Below are 20,676 nucleotides of genomic sequence, written 5' to 3' on the forward strand. Positions count from 1 at the left end.
GGCCGCACCCCCGGGATCATTATCGTTCGAGCATGACCGACACCGACCGCGCCCGCCTCGCCCGGCTCCTGTCCGCCGAGCAGGAGACGTACAGCGCCGAGCACCCCCGCAGCCGCGAGCTGTTCGAGGCCGGGACCAACCTGTTCGGGCGCGTCCCCATGACGTGGATGAACAAGTGGAGCGGCGGCTTCCCGCTCTACCTCGACCACGCGCGCGGCAACCGCATCACCGACGTCGACGGCCACACCTACGTCGACTTCGCCCTCGGCGACACCGGCGCCATGGCCGGGCACTCCCCCGCCCCGACGACCGCGGCCGTGGCCCGGCGGATGGGCGAGCTGGGCGGCATCACCACCATGCTGCCCAGCGCAGACGCCCAGTGGGTCGGCGCCGAGCTGACCCGGCGGTTCGGGATGCCGCTCTGGAGCTTCACGCTGTCGGCGACCGATGCCAACCGGTGGGCGGTACGGCTGGCGCGGCTCGCGACGGGCCGCTCGAAGATCCTCGTCTTCGCGTACAGCTACCACGGCTCGGTCGACGAGACCTTCGCGATCACCGGCCCCGACGGCACCACCGTCTCGCGCCCGGGCAACGTCGCGCCGCCGGTGCCGCTCGACGTCACCACCCGCGCCGCCACCTGGAACGACCTCGCCTCGGTCGAGCGCCAGCTCGCGCACGGCGACGTCGCGGCCATCCTCACCGAGCCCGCGATGACCAACATCGGCATCGTCCTGCCCGAGCCCGGCTTCCTCGAGGGCCTGCGCGAGCTCGCCACCCGCTACGGCGCGCTGCTGATGATCGACGAGACCCACACCTTCTCGGCCGGCTGGGGCGGGGCGACCCGCGAGTGGGGCCTCGAGCCCGACCTCTTCGTCATCGGCAAGTCCATCGGCGGCGGCATCCCGTGCGGTGCGTACGGCATCTCCGAGGCCGTGGCGGCGGCCGTGACGGGCCACACCGACACCGGCGAGGCCGACATCATCGACGTCGGCGGGGTCGGCGGCACCCTGGCCGGCAACGCCCTCTCCACGGCCGCGATGCGCGCGACCCTCGACGAGGTCCTCACGGAGGACGCCTTCGCCCACATGACCGCCCTCGCCACCGCGTTCACCGAGGGGGTGCAGGGCGTGCTCGACGAGTACGACGTGCCGTGGTCGGTGAGCCGCCTCGGGGCGCGCTCGGAGTACCGCTTCGCGCGCCCGGCGCCCCGCAGCGGCGAGGAGTCGGCCGCGGCCCACGACGACGACCTCGACGCCTACCTGCACCTCGCCATGTGCAACCGCGGCATCCTCATGACGCCGTTCCACAACATGGCGCTGATGTGCCCCGACACCACCCGCGACGACGTCGACCGGCACACCGCGGTCTTCCGCGAGGTCGTGGCCGCGCTCTACGACTGAGCCGGCCGGCCCGGGGCGCCGGGCCGTGTCAGTGGGTGTGACCGGCGGCGGCCTCGGCCATCTGGGCGCGTCCGGCGCCGAGGACGGTCAGCGGCAGCAGGGTCTTGCCCGTGGGCCCGATCTCGATCTCGGTGCCCATCTGCGGGCAGACGCCGCAGTCGAAGCACGGGGTCCAGCGGCAGTCGTCGACCTCGGTCTCGTCGAGGGCGTCCAGCCAGTCCTGCCAGAGCCACTCCTTGTCGAGCCCGGAGTCGACGTGGTCCCAGGGCAGGACCTCGGCCTCCTCGCGCTCACGGGTGGTGTACCAGGCCACGTCGACGCCCTGCGGCGTCAGCTCGCGCTCGGCGGCGGCCATCCACCGCTCGTAGGAGAAGTGCTCGCTCCAGCCGTCGAAGCGGCCACCGTCGCGCCACACCGCCTCGATGACGCGCCCGACGCGGCGGTCGCCGCGCGAGAGCAGCCCCTCGACGATGCCGGGCTTGCCGTCGTGGTAGCGGAAGCCGATGGCACTCGCGTAGCGGCGGTCGGCACGGATGGCCTCGCGCAGCTTGGCCAGGCGGGCGTCGGTCTCCTCGGCCCCGAGCTGCGCGGCCCACTGGAACGGGGTGTGCGGCTTGGGGACGAACCCGCCGATCGAGACCGTGCAGCGGATGTCGCGGCGGCCGCTGACCTCGCGGCCCGTCTCGATGACGCGCTTCGCGAGCTCGGCGATCTGGAGGACGTCCTCGTCGGTCTCGGTGGGGAGCCCGCACATGAAGTAGAGCTTCACCTGCCGCCACCCCGCGCCGTACGCGGCCGCGACGGTGCGGATGAGGTCCTCCTCGCTGACCATCTTGTTGATGACCTTGCGGATGCGTTCGGACCCGCCCTCGGGCGCGAAGGTGAGCCCCGAGCGGCGTCCGTTGCGGGTGAGCTCGTTGGCGAGGTCGATGTTGAAGGCGTCGACGCGCGTGGACGGCAGCGACAGACCGGTGTTGGTGCCCTCGTAGCGGTCGGCCAGGCCCTTGGTGACCGCGGCGATCTCGGAGTGGTCGGCGCTCGAGAGCGAGAGCAGGCCCACCTCCTCGAAGCCGGTGGCGGCCAGGCCGCGCTCGACCATCTCGCCGATGCCGGTGATGGAGCGCTCGCGCACCGGGCGGGTGATCATCCCCGCCTGGCAGAACCGGCAGCCCCGCGTGCAGCCGCGGAAGATCTCGACCGACATCCGCTCGTGCACCGACTCGGCCAGCGGCACCAGCGGCTGCTTGGGGTAGGGCCACGCGTCGAGGTCCATGACGGTGTGCTTCGAGACCCGCCACGGCACGCCGGGGGCGTTGGGGGCGACGCGCTGGATGCGGCCGTCGGGCAGGTAGGTGACGTCGAAGAAGGCCGGCACGTAGACGCCGCCGGTGCGCGCCAGGCGCAGCAGGAGCTCGTGGCGACCGCCCGGGCGGCCCTCGCGCTTCCACGCCCCGACGATGTCGGTGATGGCGAGCACGGCCTCCTCGCCGTCACCCACCACCGCGCAGTCGACGAAGTCGGCGATGGTCTCGGGGTTGAAGGCCGCGTGGCCGCCGGCGACGACCAGCGGGTGGCTCTCGTCGCGGTCGGCCGCGTGCAGCGGGATGCCCGCGAGGTCGAGCGCGGTGAGCATGTTGGTGTAGCCGAGCTCGGTGGAGAACGACATCCCGAGCAGATCGAAGTCGCCGACCGCGCGGTGGGCGTCGACGGTGAACTGCGGGACGGCGTGCTCGCGCATCAGCGCCTCGAGGTCGGGCCACACCGCGTAGGTGCGCTCCGCCAGGGCGTCGGGCCGCTCGTTGAGGACTTCGTACAGGATCATGACGCCCTGGTTCGGCACGCCGACCTCGTAGGCGTCGGGGTACATCAGGGCCCAGCGCACGGTGGCGTCGCCCCCGACGTCCCAGGGCTTGACCGTGGAGTTGAGCTCGCCGCCCACGTACTGGATGGGCTTGCTCACCTGCTCGAGCAGCGGCTCGAGGGCGGGGAAGACGGACTCACCGGACATCCCCCCAGGGTAGGTGGGGTGTCCACCTCCCCCAAACCGGTCGGCCGGCCCTGTCGAGCCCCGGTCGAGGCTCGCCCCGGGCGGTCGCCCCGACGCCGCGCCCGTGCGAGGCTCGTCCCATGAGCGCGGAGCAGCAGGTCGACCTCGTCGTCATCGGGCTGGGGCCGGGGGGTGAGCACCTCGCCACCGAGGCCGCCCGGGCCGGGATGCGGGTCGTCGGCGTCGACGAGCGCCTGGTCGGCGGCGAGTGCCCGTACTACGGCTGCATCCCCAGCAAGATGATGATCCGCGCCGCCAACCCGCTCGCGGAGGCCCACCGCGTGGCCGCCTTGGCGGGCTCGGCGACGACCGCCCCCGACTTCTCGGTGGTCGCCCGCCGCATCCGCGAGGAGGCCACCGACGACTGGGACGACACGGTCGCGGTCGAGCGCCTCGAGAAGGCCGGCGTGGTGTTCGTGCGCGGCCACGGGCGGCTGGCCGGCGACGGCGTGGTCGAGGTCGGGGGCACCCGCTACGTCGCGTCGGTCGGCGTCGTGCTCAACACCGGCACCGCACCGGCCACTCCCCCGGTCGACGGCCTGGCCGACACCCCCTTCTGGACCAACCGCGAGGCGCTGCGAGCCACCGAGGCGCCCCGCTCGCTGGTCGTCATGGGCGGCGGCGCCATCGGGGCCGAGCTCGCGCAGGCGTTCTCGCGGTTCGGTACCCGCGTCAGCCTGGTCGAGGCCGCGCCGCGCATCCTGGCCCTCGAGGAGCCCGAGGCCTCCGTGGTCGTCGCGAAGGCCTTCGCCGGCGAGGGCATCCAGGTGCTGGCCGGTGCGAAGGTCGGCCGGGTCGCGCACGCCGACGGCCGGTTCGCCGTCACGGTGACCGACGGTGACGGCACCGCGCTCGAGCTGGGCGCCGACCGCCTGCTGGTGGCCGCGGGGCGCCGCCCCAACCTGGCCGACGTCGGGCTCGACACCGTGGGCCTCGACCCTGCCGCCCGCTCCGTCGACGTCGACGAGCGGATGCGCGCCGGCGAACGGCTCTGGGCCATCGGCGACATCACGGGCAAGGGCGCCTTCACGCACCTGTCGATGTACCAGGCCGGCATCGCGCTGCGCGACCTCACCGGCGCCGACGGGCCGTGGGCGAGCTACCACGCCGTGCCGCGCGTCACCTACACCGACCCGGAGGTGGGCGCGGTGGGGATGACCGAGCAGCAGGCCCGCGACGCCGGGGTCGATGTGCGCACCGGCTCGACCGCGCTCGGGACGAGCTCGCGGGGGTGGATCCACGGGCCGGGCGGCGAGGGTGTCGTCAAGCTCGTCGAGGACCGTGCGGCCGGCCACCTGGTCGGCGCCACCTCGGTGGGGCCCACCGGCGGCGAGGTCCTGTCGATGCTGGCCACGGCCGTGCACGCGAAGGTCCCGACGGCGGTGCTGCGCGAGCAGGTGCTCGCCTACCCGACCTTCCACCGCGCCGTCGGGACCGCGCTGGCCGACCTCGACGCCTGAGCGGCACGGCGCGGATCCTCACGCGTGACGCGGAACCTCGCGCACGTCGGGGATGCATCCGCGTCCGGGCGTACCATCCGCGTCCGGACGTACCATCCGCGCCGACGGTGACCCGCCCGACGCCCGGCTCGGTCGCTCAGCCGGTGTAGTGCGCGTCCAGCAGGCCCTGGTAGCGGTCGGCCACGACCTTGCGCTTGAGCTTCAGGCTGGGGGTCAGCTCACCGTCCTCGACCGAGAGGTCGTGCTCGAGGATGGTGAACTTCTTGATGGTCTCCCAGCGGTTCAGCCCGGCGTTCAGCTCGTCGACGTAGCCCTGCACCATCGCGTGGGCCTCGGGCGAGGTCACGACCTCGGCGTAGGGGCGGCCCGCCATCCCGTGCTGGGCCGCCCACGCGGCCATGGCGTCGGCGTCGAGGGTCACCAGGGCCGACACGAAGTTGCGGTCGGCACCGTGCACGACGAGCTGGCTGGCGTACGGGCACAGGCCCTTGAACCGCGACTCGATGACCGAGGGCGCGACGTACTTGCCGCCGCTGGTCTTGAACAGGTCCTTCTTGCGGTCGGTGATCGACAGGAAGCCGCGCTCGTCGAGCTCCCCGATGTCGCCGGTGTGCAGCCAGCCGTCGGCGTCGATGGTCTCGGCCGTCGCCTCGGGGTTGTTGTGGTAGCCCTCCATGTTGCCCGGGCCCCGCAGCAGGATCTCGCCGTCGCCGGCGATGCGGACCTCGATGCCGGGCAGCGGCCACCCGACGGTGCCGTAGCGGTAGGCCTTGGTGCGGTTGACGAACGAGGCGGCGCTGGTCTCGGTCAGCCCGTAGCCCTCGGCGATGAGCATCCCCATGCCGTCGAACCAGCGGGCGATGTCCTGGTTCAGGGCCGCCGAGCCCGAGATGAAGAAGCGGATGTTGCCTCCGAAGCGCTGGCGGATCTTGGCGGCGACCAGCCGGTCGAGGACGGCGTACTTCAGCGCCAGCATCCCCGAGGGGTCGCGGCCCTGCTCGCGCAGCTCGCTGACCTGCCGGCCGGTGTCGCTCGCGGCGCGGAAGAGCCTGGCCTTGAGGCCGCCCTCGGCCTCCATCATCATCTGGATGCGCGCGTAGGCCTTCTCGAAGATGCGCGGCGCGGCGCCCATGAAGGTGGGCTTCACCACGGCCAGGTTGTCGACGATCCTGTCGATGCGGCCGTCGATGGCGGTGGCGAACCCGATCTGCAGCGGCAGGGTCAGCAGGTTCTTGCCGAAGACGTGCGCCAGCGGCAGCCACAGGTACTGCACGTCGTCCTCGGACAGGATGTCGATCGCCTCGACGGCCGCGCTCTCGTAGGTCCAGCAGCGGTGCGGCAGACGCACGCCCTTGGGCCGGCCGGTGGTGCCCGAGGTGTAGATGATGGTGGCCAGCTGGTCGGGCCGGGTGGCGTCGATGCGCGCGTCGACCGCACCGGGGTCGCCCGCCAGGTACTCGCGCCCGAGGGCGCGCAGCTCGTCGAGGGTGAGGGTCCAGTCGTCGGCGTCCGGGACGCCGGTCATCAGCACGACCCGCCCGAGACCCGGGGTGCGCGTGCGCACCGAGCGCAGCTTCTCGAGCTGCTCGGCGTCCTCGGCGAAGACGACCTTGGTGGCCGAGTCGCCGAGGATGAACGCCACGTCGTCCGCGATGGTCGTGGGGTAGATGGTGGTCGTCGCGGCACCGGCGACCATGATGGCCAGATCCGCGACGGCCCACTCGTAGCGGGTCCCCGAGGCGATGGCCACCCGGTCCTCGGGCTCGACCCCGAGCGCGATGATGCCGGCGCCCAGCTCGCGCACCACGGTGTCGAGCTCGCTCCAGGTGACCGTGACCCAGTCCTCGCCGCTCGCGGAGGCGACGGCGTGCAGGAAGGCCGGGCGCCCGGCCGAGGCCGCCACCCGGTCACGGAACAGGTGCCCGACGCTCGCCGCCCGCCCGTCGAGGACGCTCTGGTCGATGGGCTCGTCGGCGGGGCTGTGGATCTGCGGCGTCGCGCGCAACATCGGGAACCGTCCTCGGCTTCGGTGGCGTGGTCCGCAATCGTGACACACCCCCACACCCGGCGGTGCCGATCCCGGAGCGCGTCGGTCGCCGGGCGGTCACCAGCGGCGCTCGCCCTGGGTGGCGTCAACGAGCCCGACGGCCAGCCAGGAGACGAGCATCGACGTCCCGCCGTACGACACGAACGGCAACGGCAGGCCGGTCACGGGCAGCAGCGCCAGGTTCATCCCCACGTTCTCGACGACCTGAACGGCCAGCCAGGTGGCCACGCCGACCCCGACGAGCCGGCCGAAGGCGTCCGTGGCCCGGGCCGCCACGACCAGCACCCGCACCACCACCACGGCCAGGACGAGCAGCAGCCCGGCGGCCCCGACGAAGCCCAGCTCCTCTCCCGCGACCGAGAACACGAAGTCGTTGAGCTGGAAGGGCACGAACCCGCCCTGGGTACGCGGGCCCTGCATGAAGCCCTGCCCCCACAGCCCGCCACCGCCGATGGCCAGCCTCACCTGGCGGGTCTGGTAGCCCGCGCCCAGCGGGTCGGCGGTGGGGTCGGCGAAGGCGGTCAGCCGCGCCCGCTGGTAGTCGCTGAGCAGCGGGGTGGTCCAGGCGGCCACGAAGGCCACGACCGCCAGCCCCACGGCCACGGCCACCCACCGCCGGGGCGCACCACCGACCACGACCACCGCGAAGCCGAGGGCCAGGAGCACCAGGGCGGTGCCGAGGTCGGGCTGCACCACGACCAGCGCGGTGGGGACGCCGACCAGCACGGCTGCCGCCACCAGGTCGCGCCCGCCCGGGTCGGCGCCCCGGTCGAGCCGGTGGGCCAGCAGCGCCGCCAGGGCCAGGGTGAGACCGACCTTGACCAGCTCGGCCGGTTGGAGGGTGAACCCACCCGCCAGCGGGATCCACGAGCGCGACCCGTTGATGGTGGTGCCCAGCGGAGTGCGCACGAGCACGAGCAGGACCACCCCGACCGCCCATACCCACGGCGCCCCCGCGCGCACCCGGTCGCGACCGGCCCGGCTGACCAGCAGGGCCACGGCCAGGCCCACCGCCGCGGTGACGAGATGGCGGACCAGGTATGCGTCACCGGCCGTGCGGACGGTGGCCGACCACACCAGCAGCGCCCCGACGACCGAGGCGCCACCTGCGGCGACGTACAGCCCGAGGTCGTGCCGCGCCCACCGGCGCAGCCCGACCGGTGCCACGCGGCTCAGCGCGGGACGATGTTCGTCAGCAGCTCGCGGCACCGCTCGACGTCCCCGGCCATCGCGGTGGTGAGCTCCTCGACGCTCTCGAAGCGCAGGGTGGGGCGGATGTGGTCGACGAACTCGACCATCACCGTCTCGTCGTAGAGGTCGAGGTCGTCGCGGTCGAGGACGTAGGCCTCGACGGTGCGCCGGTCGCCGGTGTCGAAGGTCGGGTTGGTCCCGACGCTGATGGCCGCCGGCATGGTGCGGTCCGGCTCCTCGTCGCCGAGGTCCATCCGGGTGAGCCAGCCGGCGTAGACACCCTCCTGCGGCACCAGGCCGAGGGAGTCGGCCGACAGGTTGGCCGTGGGGTAGCCGAGGCCGCGGCCGCGATGGTTGCCGTGCACGACCGTGCCGACGACACGGTGGGGGCGCCCCAAGATGCGGGCGGCGTCGGCGACGTCACCGGCCAGCAGCCGGGCGCGGATGACCGTGGACGAGTAGCGCTCCCCCTCCCCGACGTCGTCGAGCGAGAGCACCTCGAAGCCGAAGCGCTCGCCGAGGTCGGCCAGCGTCGACACGTCGCCGGAGTTGCGGTAGCCGAAGCGGGTGTCCAGCCCGACGACGACGCAGCGGGCGTCGAGGTCGCGCACGAAGACCTCGGTGACGAAGTCCTCGGGGCTCTGCTGGGCGAAGTCGGTGGTGAAGTCCATGACCAGCAGCCCGTCGATGCCGGTGTCGGCCAGGAGGTCGTCGCGCACCCGGCCGGGCGAGATCAGCTCGGGCGCCCGCTCGGGGTGCAGGACGGCCACCGGGTGCGGGTCGAAGGTGACCGCGACGGTCGGCAGCCCGAGCCGCTGGCCGGCCTCGACCAGGGCCGAGAGCACCGCCTTGTGGCCTCGGTGGACGCCGTCGAAGTTGCCGAGCGTGAGCACGCACGGTCGCAGGGACTCGGGCGTGGCGGCGAGGTCGGTCCATCGGTGCACGACCCCCACTCTAGGACTCGGTGCACCGCCCTCCGGCGCGGGCCACGCCGTGGTCGTCACGGCGTCGAGGCCGGGCCCGGGTCAGGTCGCGGCGGGCGCGAAGACGACGAGCGAACGGGCCGCGCCGCGGGTCTCGTCGAGCACCGCTACCAGGGTGCCGTCGGGCCCGAACGCGGCCACCGGGCCGGGCCGGCCGGGCTCGGCGGAGGCCACCTTCTGGCCGTACCCGACGGCCCGCGCCTCGGCCTGGGTGAGCTCGCGGACCGGGAAGGCGGCGCGGGCGGCGTCGGCGAGCGGGACGACCGGCATCGGCTCGCCCTGGCGGGCCTCGAGGCCGGCCAGCGTGGTGGCGTCGGCGAGGGTGAACCCGCCCACCCGCGTCCGGCGCAGGGCGGTGAGGTGCCCGCCGGTGCCGAGGGCTGCGCCCAGGTCACGGGCCAGCGCGCGCACGTAGGTGCCCGACGAGACGGTGACCTCGACGTCGACGTCCAGCACCGGGACACTGCTGACGAGCTCGGGGCGCAGGTCGCCCACGACGAAGCGCGCGACGGTGACCGGCCGGGCCGCGAGCTCGACGTCCTCACCGGCCCGGACCCGGTGGTAGGAACGCCGCCCGTCGACCTTGATCGCGCTGACGGAGCTGGGCACCTGCTGGATGTCGCCGGTGAGGTCGGCGACGGCGGCCTCGACGGCGGCGCGGTCGAGGCCCAGGGCGCCGGCCGCGGCCGTGACCTCGCCCTCGGCGTCGTCGGTGAGGGTGGCCTGCCCCAGGCGGACGGTGGCCGTGTAGTCCTTGTCGGAGCCGACCAGGAAGGTCAGCAGCCGGGTGGCGCGCCCCACCCCGAGCACCAGCACGCCGGTGGCCATCGGGTCGAGGGTGCCGGCGTGGCCCACCTTGCGGGTGGCGCACAGCCGGCGCGCCCGCGCCACGACGTCGTGGCTGGTCCAGTCGCGGGGCTTGTCGACGACCAGGACGCCGTCGGGGGTCGGCTCAGCGCTGCTCGGCACCCGGGGCCTCGGGCGCGTCGTCCTCGCCGTCCTCGTCGTCCTCGTCGTCCTCGCGGTCCTTGCGGTACGGGTCGGCGTCACCGGCGTAGCGGGCGCCCTCGGCGGCGCGGGCCACCTCGGCGTCGCGCTCACGGGCCTCCTTGAGGAGGTCCTCGAGGTGGGCGGCGTTCTCGGGGATGGCGTCGGCGATCCACTCCAGGCTCGGGGTGAGCCGGATGCCCAGCTGCTTGCCGACGAACGAGCGCAGCTTGCCCTTGTTGGCCTCGAGCAGCTTGGCCGTGCGGGTGCGCTGCAGCTCGTCCCCGAAGACGGTGTAGAAGAGCGAGGCGTGCTGGAGGTCGCCGGTGACCCGGACGTCGGTGACCGTGACGAACCCCAGGTCGGGGTCCTTGACGATCGCCTCCAGGTTGGCGGCGGTCAGCGTCTTGATGCGGTCGGCGACCTTGCGGGCGCGTGCCTCGTCGGCCACGGCTCCTCCTCGGCTCGGGGTGTGTCAGGGCCTCGTCCACCCTAGTCGCCGACGCAGGTCCGTTCCGCCAGCCCCGCTGCGCCGAGCGGCCGGGCCCGGGCAACGGAACACGCCGTGCGCCCGGAGGGGCACACGGCGTGTTCGTCGACCGCGAGGGTCACCGCATCAGGCGCGCGGCTTCGCCCACGCAGAGCGTGGGACCCGCCGCATCTCGAGGGGACGAGATGCGGTCGGAGCCGCGCGCCCTCGCTGCGCTCAGGCGCGCGGCTTCTCCCGCATCTCGTAGGTGGTGATCAGGTCCTCGAGCTGGAGGTCGTTGTATGACCCGAGGTTGATACCGCACTCGAAGCCCTCGCGGACCTCGGTGACGTCGTCCTTGAACCGGCGCAGGCCGGCGATGTCGACGTTCTCGGCCACGACGACCCCGTTGCGGGTGATCCGCGCCTTGGTGCCGCGCCTGATCTCGCCGCTGCGGACGATCGAACCGGCGATGTTGCCGAACTTGCTCGAGCGGAAGATCTCGCGGATCTGCGCCGAGCCGAGCTCGACCTCCTCGAACTCCGGCTTGAGCATGCCCTTGAGGGCCTGCTCGATCTCGTCGATCGCCTGGTAGATGACCGAGTAGTACCGGATCTCGACGCCCTCGCGCTCGGCGACCTCGGCGTTCTGGCCCTCGGCCCGGACGTTGAAGCCGATGATGATGGCGTCGGACGCCATCGCGAGGTTGATGTTGTTCAGCGTGATGGCGCCGACCCCGCGGTCGATGATCCGCAGGTCGACCTCGTCGCCGACGTCGATCTGGAGCAGGGCGTCCTCGAGCGCCTCGACCGAACCCGACACGTCACCCTTGAGGATGAGGTTGAGGGTGTCGACCTTACCCGCCGCGAGGGCCTCGTTGAGGTCCTCGAGCGAGATGCGCTTGCGGGCCTTGGCCAGGCTCGCCTGACGGTCGGCCGCCTCGCGCTTCTCGGCGATCTGCCGCGCGGTGCGGTCGTCGGGGGCGACGACGAAGGTGTCGCCGGCCCGCGGGACCGAGGAGAGACCCAGCACCTGCACCGGACGCGAGGGGTAGGCCTCGGCGACCTGGTTGCCGTGCTCGTCGAGCATGGCCCGCACGCGGCCGTGCGCCGACCCGGCGACGATGGCGTCACCGACGCGCAGGGTGCCGGACTGGATGAGCACGGTCGCGGTGGCGCCACGGCCCTTGTCGAGGTTGGCCTCGATCGCGATGCCGCGGGCGTCCCGGTCCGAGTTGGCGCGCAGGTCGAGCGCCGCGTCGGCGGTGAGCAGCACGGCCTCGAGCAGCGCGTCGATGTTCTCGCCCTGCTTGGCCGAGACGTCGACGAACATCGTCTCGCCGCCGTACTCCTCGGCGACGAGGTTGTACTCGGTCAGCTGCTGGCGGATCTTGCTCGGGTTGGCACCCTCGACGTCGATCTTGTTGACCGCGACCACGATCGGCACGTCGGCCGCCTGGGCGTGGTTCAGCGCCTCGATCGTCTGGGGCATCACGCCGTCGTCGGCCGCCACCACGAGGATCGCGATGTCGGTGACCTTGGCACCACGGGCACGCATGGCGGTGAACGCCTCGTGACCGGGGGTGTCGATGAAGGTGATGGCCCGCTCGACGCCCTCGTGCTCCTTGTGGATCTGGTAGGCACCGATGTGCTGGGTGATGCCACCGGCCTCGCCCGCGGCGACCTCCTCGTTGCGGATGGCGTCGAGGAGGCGGGTCTTGCCGTGGTCGACGTGACCCATGACCGTGACGACCGGGGGACGGGCCTCGAGGTCGTCGTCGTCCTCGCCCTCGATGCCGGTCTCGAGGTCGATGTTGAAGGAGTCGAAGAGCTCGCGCTCCTCCTCCTCGGGCGAGACCATCCGGATGTCGTAGCCGAGCTCGGTGCCGAGGACCTTGAAGGTGTCCTCGTCGAGGCTCTGGGTGGCCGTGGCCATCTCACCGAGGTGGAACAGCACCGTCACCAGCGACGCCGGGTTGGCGTTGATCTTGTCGGCGAAGTCGCTGATGCTCGCGCCCTGGCGGATCTGCACGATGGTCTTGCCGTCGCCGCGGGGGACGCTGACGCCGCCGATCGACGGCGCCTGCATCTGCTCGAACTCGGCGCGCTTGGCGCGCTTGGACTTGCGGGCACGGCCGGGACGGCCGCCACCGCGCCCGAAGGCACCCTGGGTGCTGCCACGACCGCCACGACCGGCGGGGCCGCCGGGGCGACCGGCGAAACCGCCGCCACCACCGGCCGGGCCGCGACCGGCGCCGGGAGCGCCGGGACGGCCGCCACCACGGGCGGGACGGTCACCGGGGCGGCCGACCGCACTGCGGTCGGGCATCATCCCCGGGCTGGGACGGGCACCACCGGGCGCGGGACGCGGGCCGGCGGGGCCGGCGGCACCACCCGGACGCGGGCCGCCGGGGCGGCTCTGCGGGCGGGGCATGCCCTGGCTGGGCGCGAACGGGTTGTTGCCCGGACGCGGGGCGGCCTCGCGGGGCCGACCCATCCCCTGGCTGGGGGCGTACGGGTTGTTCCCCGGGCGCGGGGAGCCACCACGGGCACCTCCACCGGCGCGGTTCCCGCCTTCGCGGGCGGCCGGGCGAGCCGGCTGCGCGGGGGCGGGAGCGGCCGGCTTGGCCGGGCCGGGGGTGGGAGCCGCAGGGCTGCTCACCGCCGGAGCGGGAGCGGCCGGGGCCGACGCGGCCGGCGCGGACGCCGCCGGAGCCGCCGGAGCGGACGCCGCCGGAGCGGACGCCGCGGGGGCGGCCGGAGCCGGGGTCGACGCCGCGGCCGGGGCCGCGGGTGCGGCGGGGGCGGCAACGGGTGCCGGCTGCGGGGTCGACGCGGCCGGAGCCGGGGTCGACGCAGCGGGGGCGGGGGCGGACGGAGCCGCGGGTGACGGGGCCGACGGCGTGGCGGCCGTCGGAGCGGCCTTCCTGGCCGGCGCCTTCTTGGCGGTGTCGGCCCTCTCGACCGGGAACTTCTCGTTGTAACGCCGCACGACCGGTGCTTCGATCGTCGAGCTGGCGCTCTTGACGTACTCGCCCATCGCGTTCAGACGCTCGAGGACGACCTTGCTGGTCTCCCCGCGATCCTTCGCGAGTGCGCTCACACGGACTTTAGACACATCTCTCCTGTCCAGGTCCGTGCCGGGGCGGCGCGGACCGTCGTTACAGCTGGGGGGTGCTCATCGCTGAGTACTCATCGGGTGCTCATCGCGTTCAAACCCGCTTCCGGTCTCTGAGCTCGACTGACGGTTGCTCCTGCACGAGGGCCGCGACCCGTTCGGCCACCGAGGTGGTGTCCGGGCCCGTGCTGCTACGCAGCGCGCGCCCGAACGCCTTGCGGCGGACGGCGAGGTCGAGGCACGAGGCGCTCGGATGGATCCACGCGCCACGCCCCGAGCGGCGACACTCGGGGTCGGGGACGGCCACGGGGCCGCGCTCCCCCACCTCGAGAACCACTCGCAGGAGGGCCGACCGGCTATCCGCTCGACGGCACCCGACACACGTGCGAACGGGCCCCGCCGGCCGGGGTCCAGTCCGGTCGGTCGCCACCAGTCTACCGCCTACTCGCGCTCGGGCGTGTTTCCGGCCCCACCGGGGGCCTCGGCGGCCGGCGCGGTGTCGGAGCGGATGTCGATGCGCCAGCCGGTGAGCTTGGCCGCCAGCCGGGCGTTCTGCCCCTCGCGGCCGATGGCCAGCGACAGCTGGTAGTCGGGCACGACCACCCGGGCCGAGCGCGCGGCGGCGTCGACGATGGTGACCGAGGTGACCCGCGCCGGCGAGAGCGCCTGCGCGATGAAGGTCGCGGGGTCGCTGGAGTAGTCGACGATGTCGATCTTCTCGCCCTGGAGCTCGGCCATGACCGCGCGCACCCGCTGGCCCATCGGCCCGATGCACGAGCCCTTGGCGTTCAGCCCGGGGACCGAGGAGTGCACGGCCAGCTTGGTGCGGTGGCCGGCCTCCCGGGCCAGCGCCGCGATCTCGACGCTGCCGTCGGCGATCTCGGGGACCTCCAGGGCGAAGAGCTTGCGCACCAGGTTGGGGTGGGTACGCGACAGGCTGATCTGCGCGCCGCGGGGCCCGCGCTTGACCGAGACCACGAAGGTGCGCAGCCGGGCGCCGTGGGGGTAGGTCTCACCGGGCACCTGCTCGGCGGCGGGCAGGATGCCCTCGACCGTCCCGAAGTCGACCAGCACGTGCCGCGGGTCGGAGCTCTGCTGCACGACCCCCGCCACGATGTCGCCCTCGCGGCCCTTGAAGTCGCCGAGGATCGCCTCGTCCTCGATGTCGCGCATGCGCTGCACGATGACCTGGCGCGCGGTGGCGGCGGCCACCCGGCCGAAGTCGGTGGGGGTGTCGTCGAACTCGGGGCCGAGCTCACGGCGCGGTCGCGCCGGCTCGCCCTCGTCGTCGACCTCACCCTCGGGGGCGGGGACCTCGTGCTCCTCGCGGGCCCAGATGACGACGTGACCGCTCTTGCGGTCGAGCTCGGCGCGCGCGGCGCGGTAGTGCCCGTCGGTGCGCTGGTAGGCCAGCAGCAGCGCCTGCTCGATGGCGGGCACGATGATGTCCAGGGAGATGCCGCGCTCGCGCTCCAGGGCACGCAGAGCGGCCAGGTCGATGTCCACGTCAGCTCTCCTTCGGGTCGTCGGGGCGGGAGAACTCGACCTGCACGACGGCGCGGTCGACCCCGCCCAGGGGGATGGTCTCGGTACGGCCCGGGGTCTTCTTCACGGCGGGGACGTCGACGGTCAGGGCGTCGGGGCCGGCCGCCACGAGGCGCCCGGTGACCTCGCCGCCGCTGTGGTGCACGGTGACGAGACGGCCGACGTTGCGCTGGAAGTGGCGCGGGAGGGTGAGCGGGCGGCCGACCCCGGGCGAGGAGACCTCGAGGGTGTAGGGCTGCTCGCCGAGGACGTCGGAGTCCTCGAGGGCGTCGCCCACGAGGCGGGTGGCGTCGGCCACCTCGTCGAGGGTGAGCGGCTCGGTGGGCTCGGTGACCACGTCGTGCACGTCGAGGTGACGGTCGAGGAGGACCCGGACGACGCGCCGCTTGCCGGCGGGGGTCACGGCGACGTCCTCGAGGACGAGCCCGGAGCCGGCGAGCGCCGACTCGAGCACGGGACGGACCTGCTCGGCGGTTGCCATGACGACGGTTCCTCCCTGTGCAGTTCTCGGTCCCCGGCGGCGGGCCGGGGTCCACCACTCTAGGCCACCGCGAACGGGCCGGCGCACCGTGGGAGGATGCCCCCCATGCGCCCGGACGACCGCCCGCAGCCCGGGCGCCGAGCCCTCCTCGGGGCGGTCCTGGGCCTCGGCGCCGCCGGCCTGGCCGGATGCGGCATCCGGCTCGAGGACGACGCCCCGCGCGTGCCCCTGCTACCGGCCCGCACCCCCGTACCGGCCGAGGACATGCTGCTGGCCCTCACCGCCGACTCGCTCCGGCTGGCCACGCTCGCGGGCGCCGTCGCCGCGCCGCTCGGGCCCGAGCTGGCGACCCTCCACCGCCGCCAGCACACCGTCCTGCGCACCACGCTCCTGCGCGGCGGGGTGCCGGCGGCCTCGCTCGACGCCTCGTCCGCGACCGCCTCCCCCACGGCCACCCCGGCCCCGGCAGCCGGCGTGCCGCAGGCCGCGGCGGTGCTGGCCCGCGCCGAGGCGGCCGCGGCAGCCGGCGCCCGGCGCTTCGCCGGCGTCGACGAGGCGCTGCTGGCGCCGGTGGCCGCCCTGCACGCCCAGCGCTTCGCGGCGGCGACGCTGCTCTCCGGCCGGGCTCCCGCCGTGCCCACCGACGCGCTCGACGGGGACGCCGCGGCGGCCCTGGCGGTCGCCACCAGCGCGGCGACCTACCTGGTCGAGGTGGCGGCCGCCCGCTCGTCGGGGGCGGTCCGCGAGCGGGCCGTCGCCACCCTCAGCGCCCTGCGCCGGCTGCACGCCGACCAGGTGGCCGGGGGGGCCGCCGCGCGCGACGTCCTGGGCGTGCCGCTGCCCTTCCCCGTGCGCACCCCCGCCGACGCGTCGCGGCTCGCGACGACCGCCGTCACCGACCTGCGCACCACCACGGGCGCGGCGCTGGGGGGCCTCACCGGCACGCACGGTGCCGCCGGGCTGGCCGCGGCCACCCGCTGGCTGGGCGCGGTCGAGGTCGAGACGCACCGGTGGGGCGTGCCGCTGGCGCCCTTCCCGGGCCTGACGTGAGCGTGGAGCCGCCGCCCGACTGGGTCGCCCGCGTCTCCCGCTACCCCGGCGACACCGGCCCGACCGGGGCGGACTGGGTGCGCACCGTCCCGCGCCTGGTCGACGAGGCCCTCCAGCGCTGGGGCCTGCTGGTCGACGGTCCACCGCGCACCGGGCGGACCGCCCTCGTGGTGCCGGTCCGCCGGGCGGGGCAGCGCTTCGCCCTCAAGGTGGTGTGGCCGCATCCCGACGCCGCCCACGAGGCCCTGGCCCTGCGCACCTGGGACGGCCGCGCCGCCGTACGGCTGGTCGCGGCGCTGCCGTCCGACGGGCTGCTCCTGCTCGAACGGCTCGAGGTCGAGGACCTGACCGAGGTGTGGGCCGACGAGGCGTGCGAGGCGGTGGGGGGCCTGCTCGCGGGGCTGCACGTGCCCGCTCCCCCGCCGGTGCCGCGCATCGGGCCGTACCTGGCACCGCACCTGGAGCGCATGCAGCAGCGCGCGGGCGTCCCGCGTCGCGTCACCACCCGCACCCTCGGCCTGGCCCGTGAGCTGCTGTCCGGCGACGGGCCCGAGCTGCTGCTGCACACCGACCTGCACTACGAGAACGTGCTGCGCGCCCCCGACGGCGGCTGGCGCGCCATCGACCCCCAGCCGCTGGCCGGGCCACCCGCCTTCGAGCTGCTGCCCCTGGTGACGCACCGGGTCGAGGAGCTGGGCACCGGCGCGTCGCTCCGGTGGTCGGTGCGCCACCGGATCGCGCTGGCGGCCGAGGCCGCCGGCATCGACCTCGACGAGGCGATGGCGTGGTCGCTGCTGCGGGCCGGCGTCGAGGTCGGCTGGGCGGTGGGTCTCGACGAGCCCGAGCGGCTGACGACGGCCGTGGCGCTGACCAAGGCGCTCGACGGGTGACCCGGGTCGCGCCGGCCCCCTCGGGTCGGCGCGACCCGGGCGTTCACATCCCCTTCGCCCCCTCCACGACGGCCTCGCGGATGCGGTGGTACGTGCCGCAGCGGCAGATGTTGCGGATGCCGTCGAGGTCGGCGGTGGTGATGGCGCGCCCCTCGGCGCGGACCTTGTTGACCAGGGCGACCGCCGCCATGATCTGGCCCGGCTGGCAGTAGCCGCACTGCGCGACGTCGCGCTCGATCCACGCCTCCTGCATCGGGTGCAGGTCGGCGTCCACGGTGTCCGCGAGCCCCTCGATGGTCGTGACCTCGTCGTCCGGCCCGATGTCGGCCACCCGGACCGAGCAGGGGTTGAAGGCCTTGCCGTTGATGTGCGAGGTGCAGGCCTTGCAGACGTTGATGCCGCAGCCGTACTTGGGCCCGGTGATGCCCAGGACGTCACGCAGGACCCAGAGCAGACGGACGTCGTCGGCGACGTCGACGGTGACGCTCTCGCCGTTCACGGTGAAGGTGTGCTGTGCCATGGCGGGTCTCCTCAGAACGTGGACGAGAGGCCGTCGACCGGGGACTCCGGGACGGGCGGGACGAAGGTCTTCGGGGTGAACGAGATGGTCCCGTGGTTGACCGGGAACCGGGTGGGGACCTTGCCGGTGGCGCGGGCGTAGGCGCAGGCCACCGCGGCCACGGAGGCCGCCACCCCCGCCTCGCCGGCGCCACCGGGCAGCTCCTCGTCGGAGGGCATGACGATGCAGGAGAACTCGAGAGGCACGTTCCACTGCCGCGTGTAGAAGTAGTTGTCCCAGCTGGCCTCGAGGAAGTGCCCGTCCTGCAGGTGGTTGCTGCTGGTCAGCGCCAGGGCGATGCCGTCGCTGACCCCACCCATCATCTGCGCCTCGAGCCCGCGCGGGTTGACCACCAGGCCGACGTCGACCGCGATGACGGCCTTGGTGACGCGCGGCCCGGTGACGGCGTTGCGCACGGTGCGGTTGACGGTGGCCGGCCGCGTGTCGAGCTCGACCAGGACCGCCGTGGCGCCCTTGTACTCGGTGTGCACCGCGATGCCCTGGGTCACCCCCGCGGGCAGGGAGCGGCCCCATCCACCGGCCTTCGCGACCGCCGCCAGGCAGCGCTTGGCCTTGGCGTTCTTCAGGAAGCCCATCCGGAAGGTGTAGGGGTCCTGGCCGAGGCGCTTGGCGATCTGGTCGACGGCCAGCTCGTTGGCGCACGCGACGTCCGGGCTGTAGATGTTTCGCATGCTGCCGGTGTTAAACCGGGTGTCGACCTCGTTCAGCAGCTGGGTCACGACGCCGAAGTCGTAGGGCAGCTCCTGGGTCAGGGTGAAGATCGACTGCGAGAGTCCCATCCCGCCGAGGTTGGCGGGCAGCTCGGCGGCCATGGCGGTGAGGCGCTCGCCCAGCCCGTGCCCGAAGTCGGTGACGACGCTCGTGTGGCGCTGCTCGAAGGTGAGCACCTGGCCGGCCAGCATCGTGGCCCGCACCCGCGAGGTCGCCATCGGGTGCACGCGCCCCTGGCGGGGCTCGTCGGCCCGGTGCCAGAGCAGCTTCACCGGCTTGCCCATCGCCTTCGAGATGACCGCGGCCTCCGTGGCGGCGTCGCCGAACAGCTTGTGCCCGAACGACCCTCCGCCGGTGACGACGTTGACCGTGACGGCACCCTGCGGCAGCCCCACGGCTTCGGCGATGTCGCGCTGGGCCACGATGGGCGCCTTGAGCCCGGCCCACACGGTGGCACGGTCGGAGCGCACGTCGGCGATGGCGCAGTTGGGCTCGAGGGCGGCGCTGCTGCGGAACATGAACTCGACCCGCAGGTCGAGGGTGGTCGCGAGCAGCGGCACCGAGGGCACCGCCATCGGCAGCTCGGCCGCCTTGAGCTCGGCCAGGATCGACGCGTCGCTCTCGCCGGTGACCGACCCGGGGTTCCACTGCACGTCGAGGGCCCGGACGGCGTCGATGCACTGCCCGAAGGTGGCGGCGCGCACCGCCACCCCGGTGGGCACGAGCACGACGTCGGTGACCCCGGGCATGGCGCGCACCGCGGCCAGGTTGTTCACGAAGCGCGGCGAGCCGTTGAGCTCGGGCGGACGGCAGACCATCGTCGGCAGCGCGTCGGGCACCTGGAGGTCGAGGGTGAACTGCTTGCGGCCGGTGACGGCGGCGAGCGCGTCGTCACGCCCCCGGGGGGTGCCGATGACCGAGAACTCGGAGCGCGGGGTGAGCGCGACCTCGACCGCGACCGTCTCGGTGCTGGCGGCCAGGGTGGCCAGGGCGCCGTAGGTCACACTGCTGCCGGTCGGCCCGGTGACGACACCGTCCTTGGCGACCAGGGACGACACCTGCGCGCCGAGCTCGATGGCGGCGGCCTGCAGCAGGCGCCCCTTGGCGGTGGCGGCCGCGACCCGGATGGGTGTGAACATCGACTGCATCGTGTTCGAGCCGCCGGTCAGCTGGTTGAACACCAGCTCGGGGCGCGCCTTCGCGAGCGTGACCCGCACCTTCTCGACGGGGAGGGTGAGCTCCTCGGCGATGAGCATGGCGGCGGCGGTGGTGATGCCCTGGCCCACCTCGGCCCGCGGGATAGCGAAGTGCGCCACGCCCTGCTCGTCGAGGGTGATGCTGATCAGCTGCGAGGTCGGCAGGGCCGAGTGCGTCTGCAGGTCGCCGAGGTCGTAGAGCTCGGGGACCTGGGGCGGGCTCGGCACGGCGGCGTTCGCGGGGGCGGCGCCGACGGTGAGGTCAGCGGCCACGGCGAGGGTGCTGCCCGCCAGGACCCACCCGATGAGGCCACGTCGCGAGACGCCGCGTCCGTCGGGTCCGGCGGGCCCGGGAGGCAGGTGGCTCGACGCGCGGGCGCGGTCGGGAACGGTCGTCATCGACGTGTCCTTCCTGCACCTCGTCGACCGGGCACGTCGTCGTGTCCGCAGGGGAATCGACCAGGAGCGGGTACAGCACGTTCGGAGCCCTCCCCCGCACCGGATGGGCCGGCCCGCCCACCG

The 20,676-nt window shown here is 73.9% G+C and carries 16 protein-coding genes; 4 read left to right on the forward strand and 12 right to left on the reverse strand.

The annotated features are described in order from the left end of the window. Positions 1 to 32 precede the first annotated feature (32 nt). On the forward strand, positions 33 to 1,400 hold the full coding sequence (locus ATL31_RS03020) for a transaminase (protein WP_101394470.1): 1,368 nt from the start codon (positions 33 to 35) through the stop codon (positions 1,398 to 1,400). A gap of 28 nt (positions 1,401 to 1,428) precedes the next feature. Here the strand turns inward: ATL31_RS03020 and ATL31_RS03025 are convergent, their stop codons facing one another. After that, entirely contained in the window at positions 1,429 to 3,408 is a 1,980-nt protein-coding gene (locus ATL31_RS03025) for a TIGR03960 family B12-binding radical SAM protein (RefSeq protein ID WP_101394471.1), read from the reverse strand. Between the two features lie 119 nt (positions 3,409 to 3,527). Between ATL31_RS03025 and ATL31_RS03030 the strand changes: the two genes are divergently transcribed. Beyond that, entirely contained in the window at positions 3,528 to 4,907 is a 1,380-nt protein-coding gene (locus ATL31_RS03030) for a dihydrolipoyl dehydrogenase family protein (protein ID WP_101394472.1), read from the forward strand. A 136-nt stretch (positions 4,908 to 5,043) separates the two neighbouring features. Here the strand turns inward: ATL31_RS03030 and ATL31_RS03035 are convergent, their stop codons facing one another. From ATL31_RS03035 to ATL31_RS03075, 9 genes are all read right to left on the reverse strand, one after another. Further along, positions 5,044 to 6,915, reverse strand: a complete 1,872-nt coding sequence (locus tag ATL31_RS03035; protein ID WP_101394473.1) for an AMP-dependent synthetase/ligase — start codon at positions 6,913 to 6,915, stop codon at positions 5,044 to 5,046. Between the two features lie 96 nt (positions 6,916 to 7,011). Beyond that, positions 7,012 to 8,121 carry an FtsW/RodA/SpoVE family cell cycle protein gene (locus ATL31_RS03040; protein WP_245861855.1) on the reverse strand — a complete coding sequence of 370 codons (1,110 nt, stop codon included), beginning with the start codon at positions 8,119 to 8,121 and terminating at the stop codon, positions 7,012 to 7,014. Between the two features lie 5 nt (positions 8,122 to 8,126). Then, on the reverse strand, positions 8,127 to 9,089 hold the full coding sequence (locus ATL31_RS03045) for a bifunctional riboflavin kinase/FAD synthetase (RefSeq protein WP_101394474.1): 963 nt from the start codon (positions 9,087 to 9,089) through the stop codon (positions 8,127 to 8,129). Positions 9,090 to 9,170: 81 nt separating this feature from the next. Then, a complete protein-coding gene (truB, locus tag ATL31_RS03050; protein ID WP_101394475.1) occupies positions 9,171 to 10,097 on the reverse strand; it encodes a tRNA pseudouridine(55) synthase TruB in 927 nt (308 codons plus the stop codon). Next, positions 10,081 to 10,566, reverse strand: coding sequence for a 30S ribosome-binding factor RbfA (gene rbfA / locus ATL31_RS03055; protein ID WP_101394476.1), 486 nt, complete (start codon positions 10,564 to 10,566; stop codon positions 10,081 to 10,083). Before rbfA ends, truB begins: the two co-directional genes overlap by 17 nt. Before the next feature lie 255 nt (positions 10,567 to 10,821). Further along, the gene (infB, locus tag ATL31_RS03060) at positions 10,822 to 13,701 is read right to left on the reverse strand and encodes a translation initiation factor IF-2 (RefSeq protein WP_101394477.1); all 2,880 of its coding nucleotides are present in this window, start codon (positions 13,699 to 13,701) and stop codon (positions 10,822 to 10,824) included. A gap of 94 nt (positions 13,702 to 13,795) precedes the next feature. Then, positions 13,796 to 14,131 carry a YlxR family protein gene (locus ATL31_RS03065; protein ID WP_342749457.1) on the reverse strand — a complete coding sequence of 112 codons (336 nt, stop codon included), beginning with the start codon at positions 14,129 to 14,131 and terminating at the stop codon, positions 13,796 to 13,798. Positions 14,132 to 14,142: 11 nt separating this feature from the next. Continuing rightward, positions 14,143 to 15,207, reverse strand: a complete 1,065-nt coding sequence (gene nusA, locus ATL31_RS03070) for a transcription termination factor NusA (RefSeq protein WP_101394478.1) — start codon at positions 15,205 to 15,207, stop codon at positions 14,143 to 14,145. 1 nt (position 15,208) lies between these two features. Beyond that, a complete protein-coding gene (locus tag ATL31_RS03075) occupies positions 15,209 to 15,727 on the reverse strand; it encodes a ribosome maturation factor RimP (protein WP_101394479.1) in 519 nt (172 codons plus the stop codon). A gap of 105 nt (positions 15,728 to 15,832) precedes the next feature. Between ATL31_RS03075 and ATL31_RS16290 the strand changes: the two genes are divergently transcribed. Further along, the gene (locus ATL31_RS16290) at positions 15,833 to 16,777 is read left to right on the forward strand and encodes a hypothetical protein (RefSeq protein WP_143598305.1); all 945 of its coding nucleotides are present in this window, start codon (positions 15,833 to 15,835) and stop codon (positions 16,775 to 16,777) included. Next, positions 16,774 to 17,667, forward strand: coding sequence for an aminoglycoside phosphotransferase family protein (locus ATL31_RS16295; protein ID WP_158239774.1), 894 nt, complete (start codon positions 16,774 to 16,776; stop codon positions 17,665 to 17,667). The genes ATL31_RS16290 and ATL31_RS16295 overlap by 4 nt, the downstream gene beginning before the upstream one ends. Before the next feature lie 43 nt (positions 17,668 to 17,710). Here the strand turns inward: ATL31_RS16295 and ATL31_RS03085 are convergent, their stop codons facing one another. Next, positions 17,711 to 18,187, reverse strand: coding sequence for a (2Fe-2S)-binding protein (locus ATL31_RS03085; RefSeq protein WP_101394480.1), 477 nt, complete (start codon positions 18,185 to 18,187; stop codon positions 17,711 to 17,713). A gap of 11 nt (positions 18,188 to 18,198) precedes the next feature. Further along, the gene (locus tag ATL31_RS03090) at positions 18,199 to 20,553 is read right to left on the reverse strand and encodes a molybdopterin cofactor-binding domain-containing protein (RefSeq protein WP_101394481.1); all 2,355 of its coding nucleotides are present in this window, start codon (positions 20,551 to 20,553) and stop codon (positions 18,199 to 18,201) included. Positions 20,554 to 20,676: the final 123 nt, after the last annotated feature.

Source organism: Phycicoccus duodecadis (assembly GCF_002846495.1).
Lineage (GTDB): Bacteria > Actinomycetota > Actinomycetes > Actinomycetales > Dermatophilaceae > Phycicoccus > Phycicoccus duodecadis.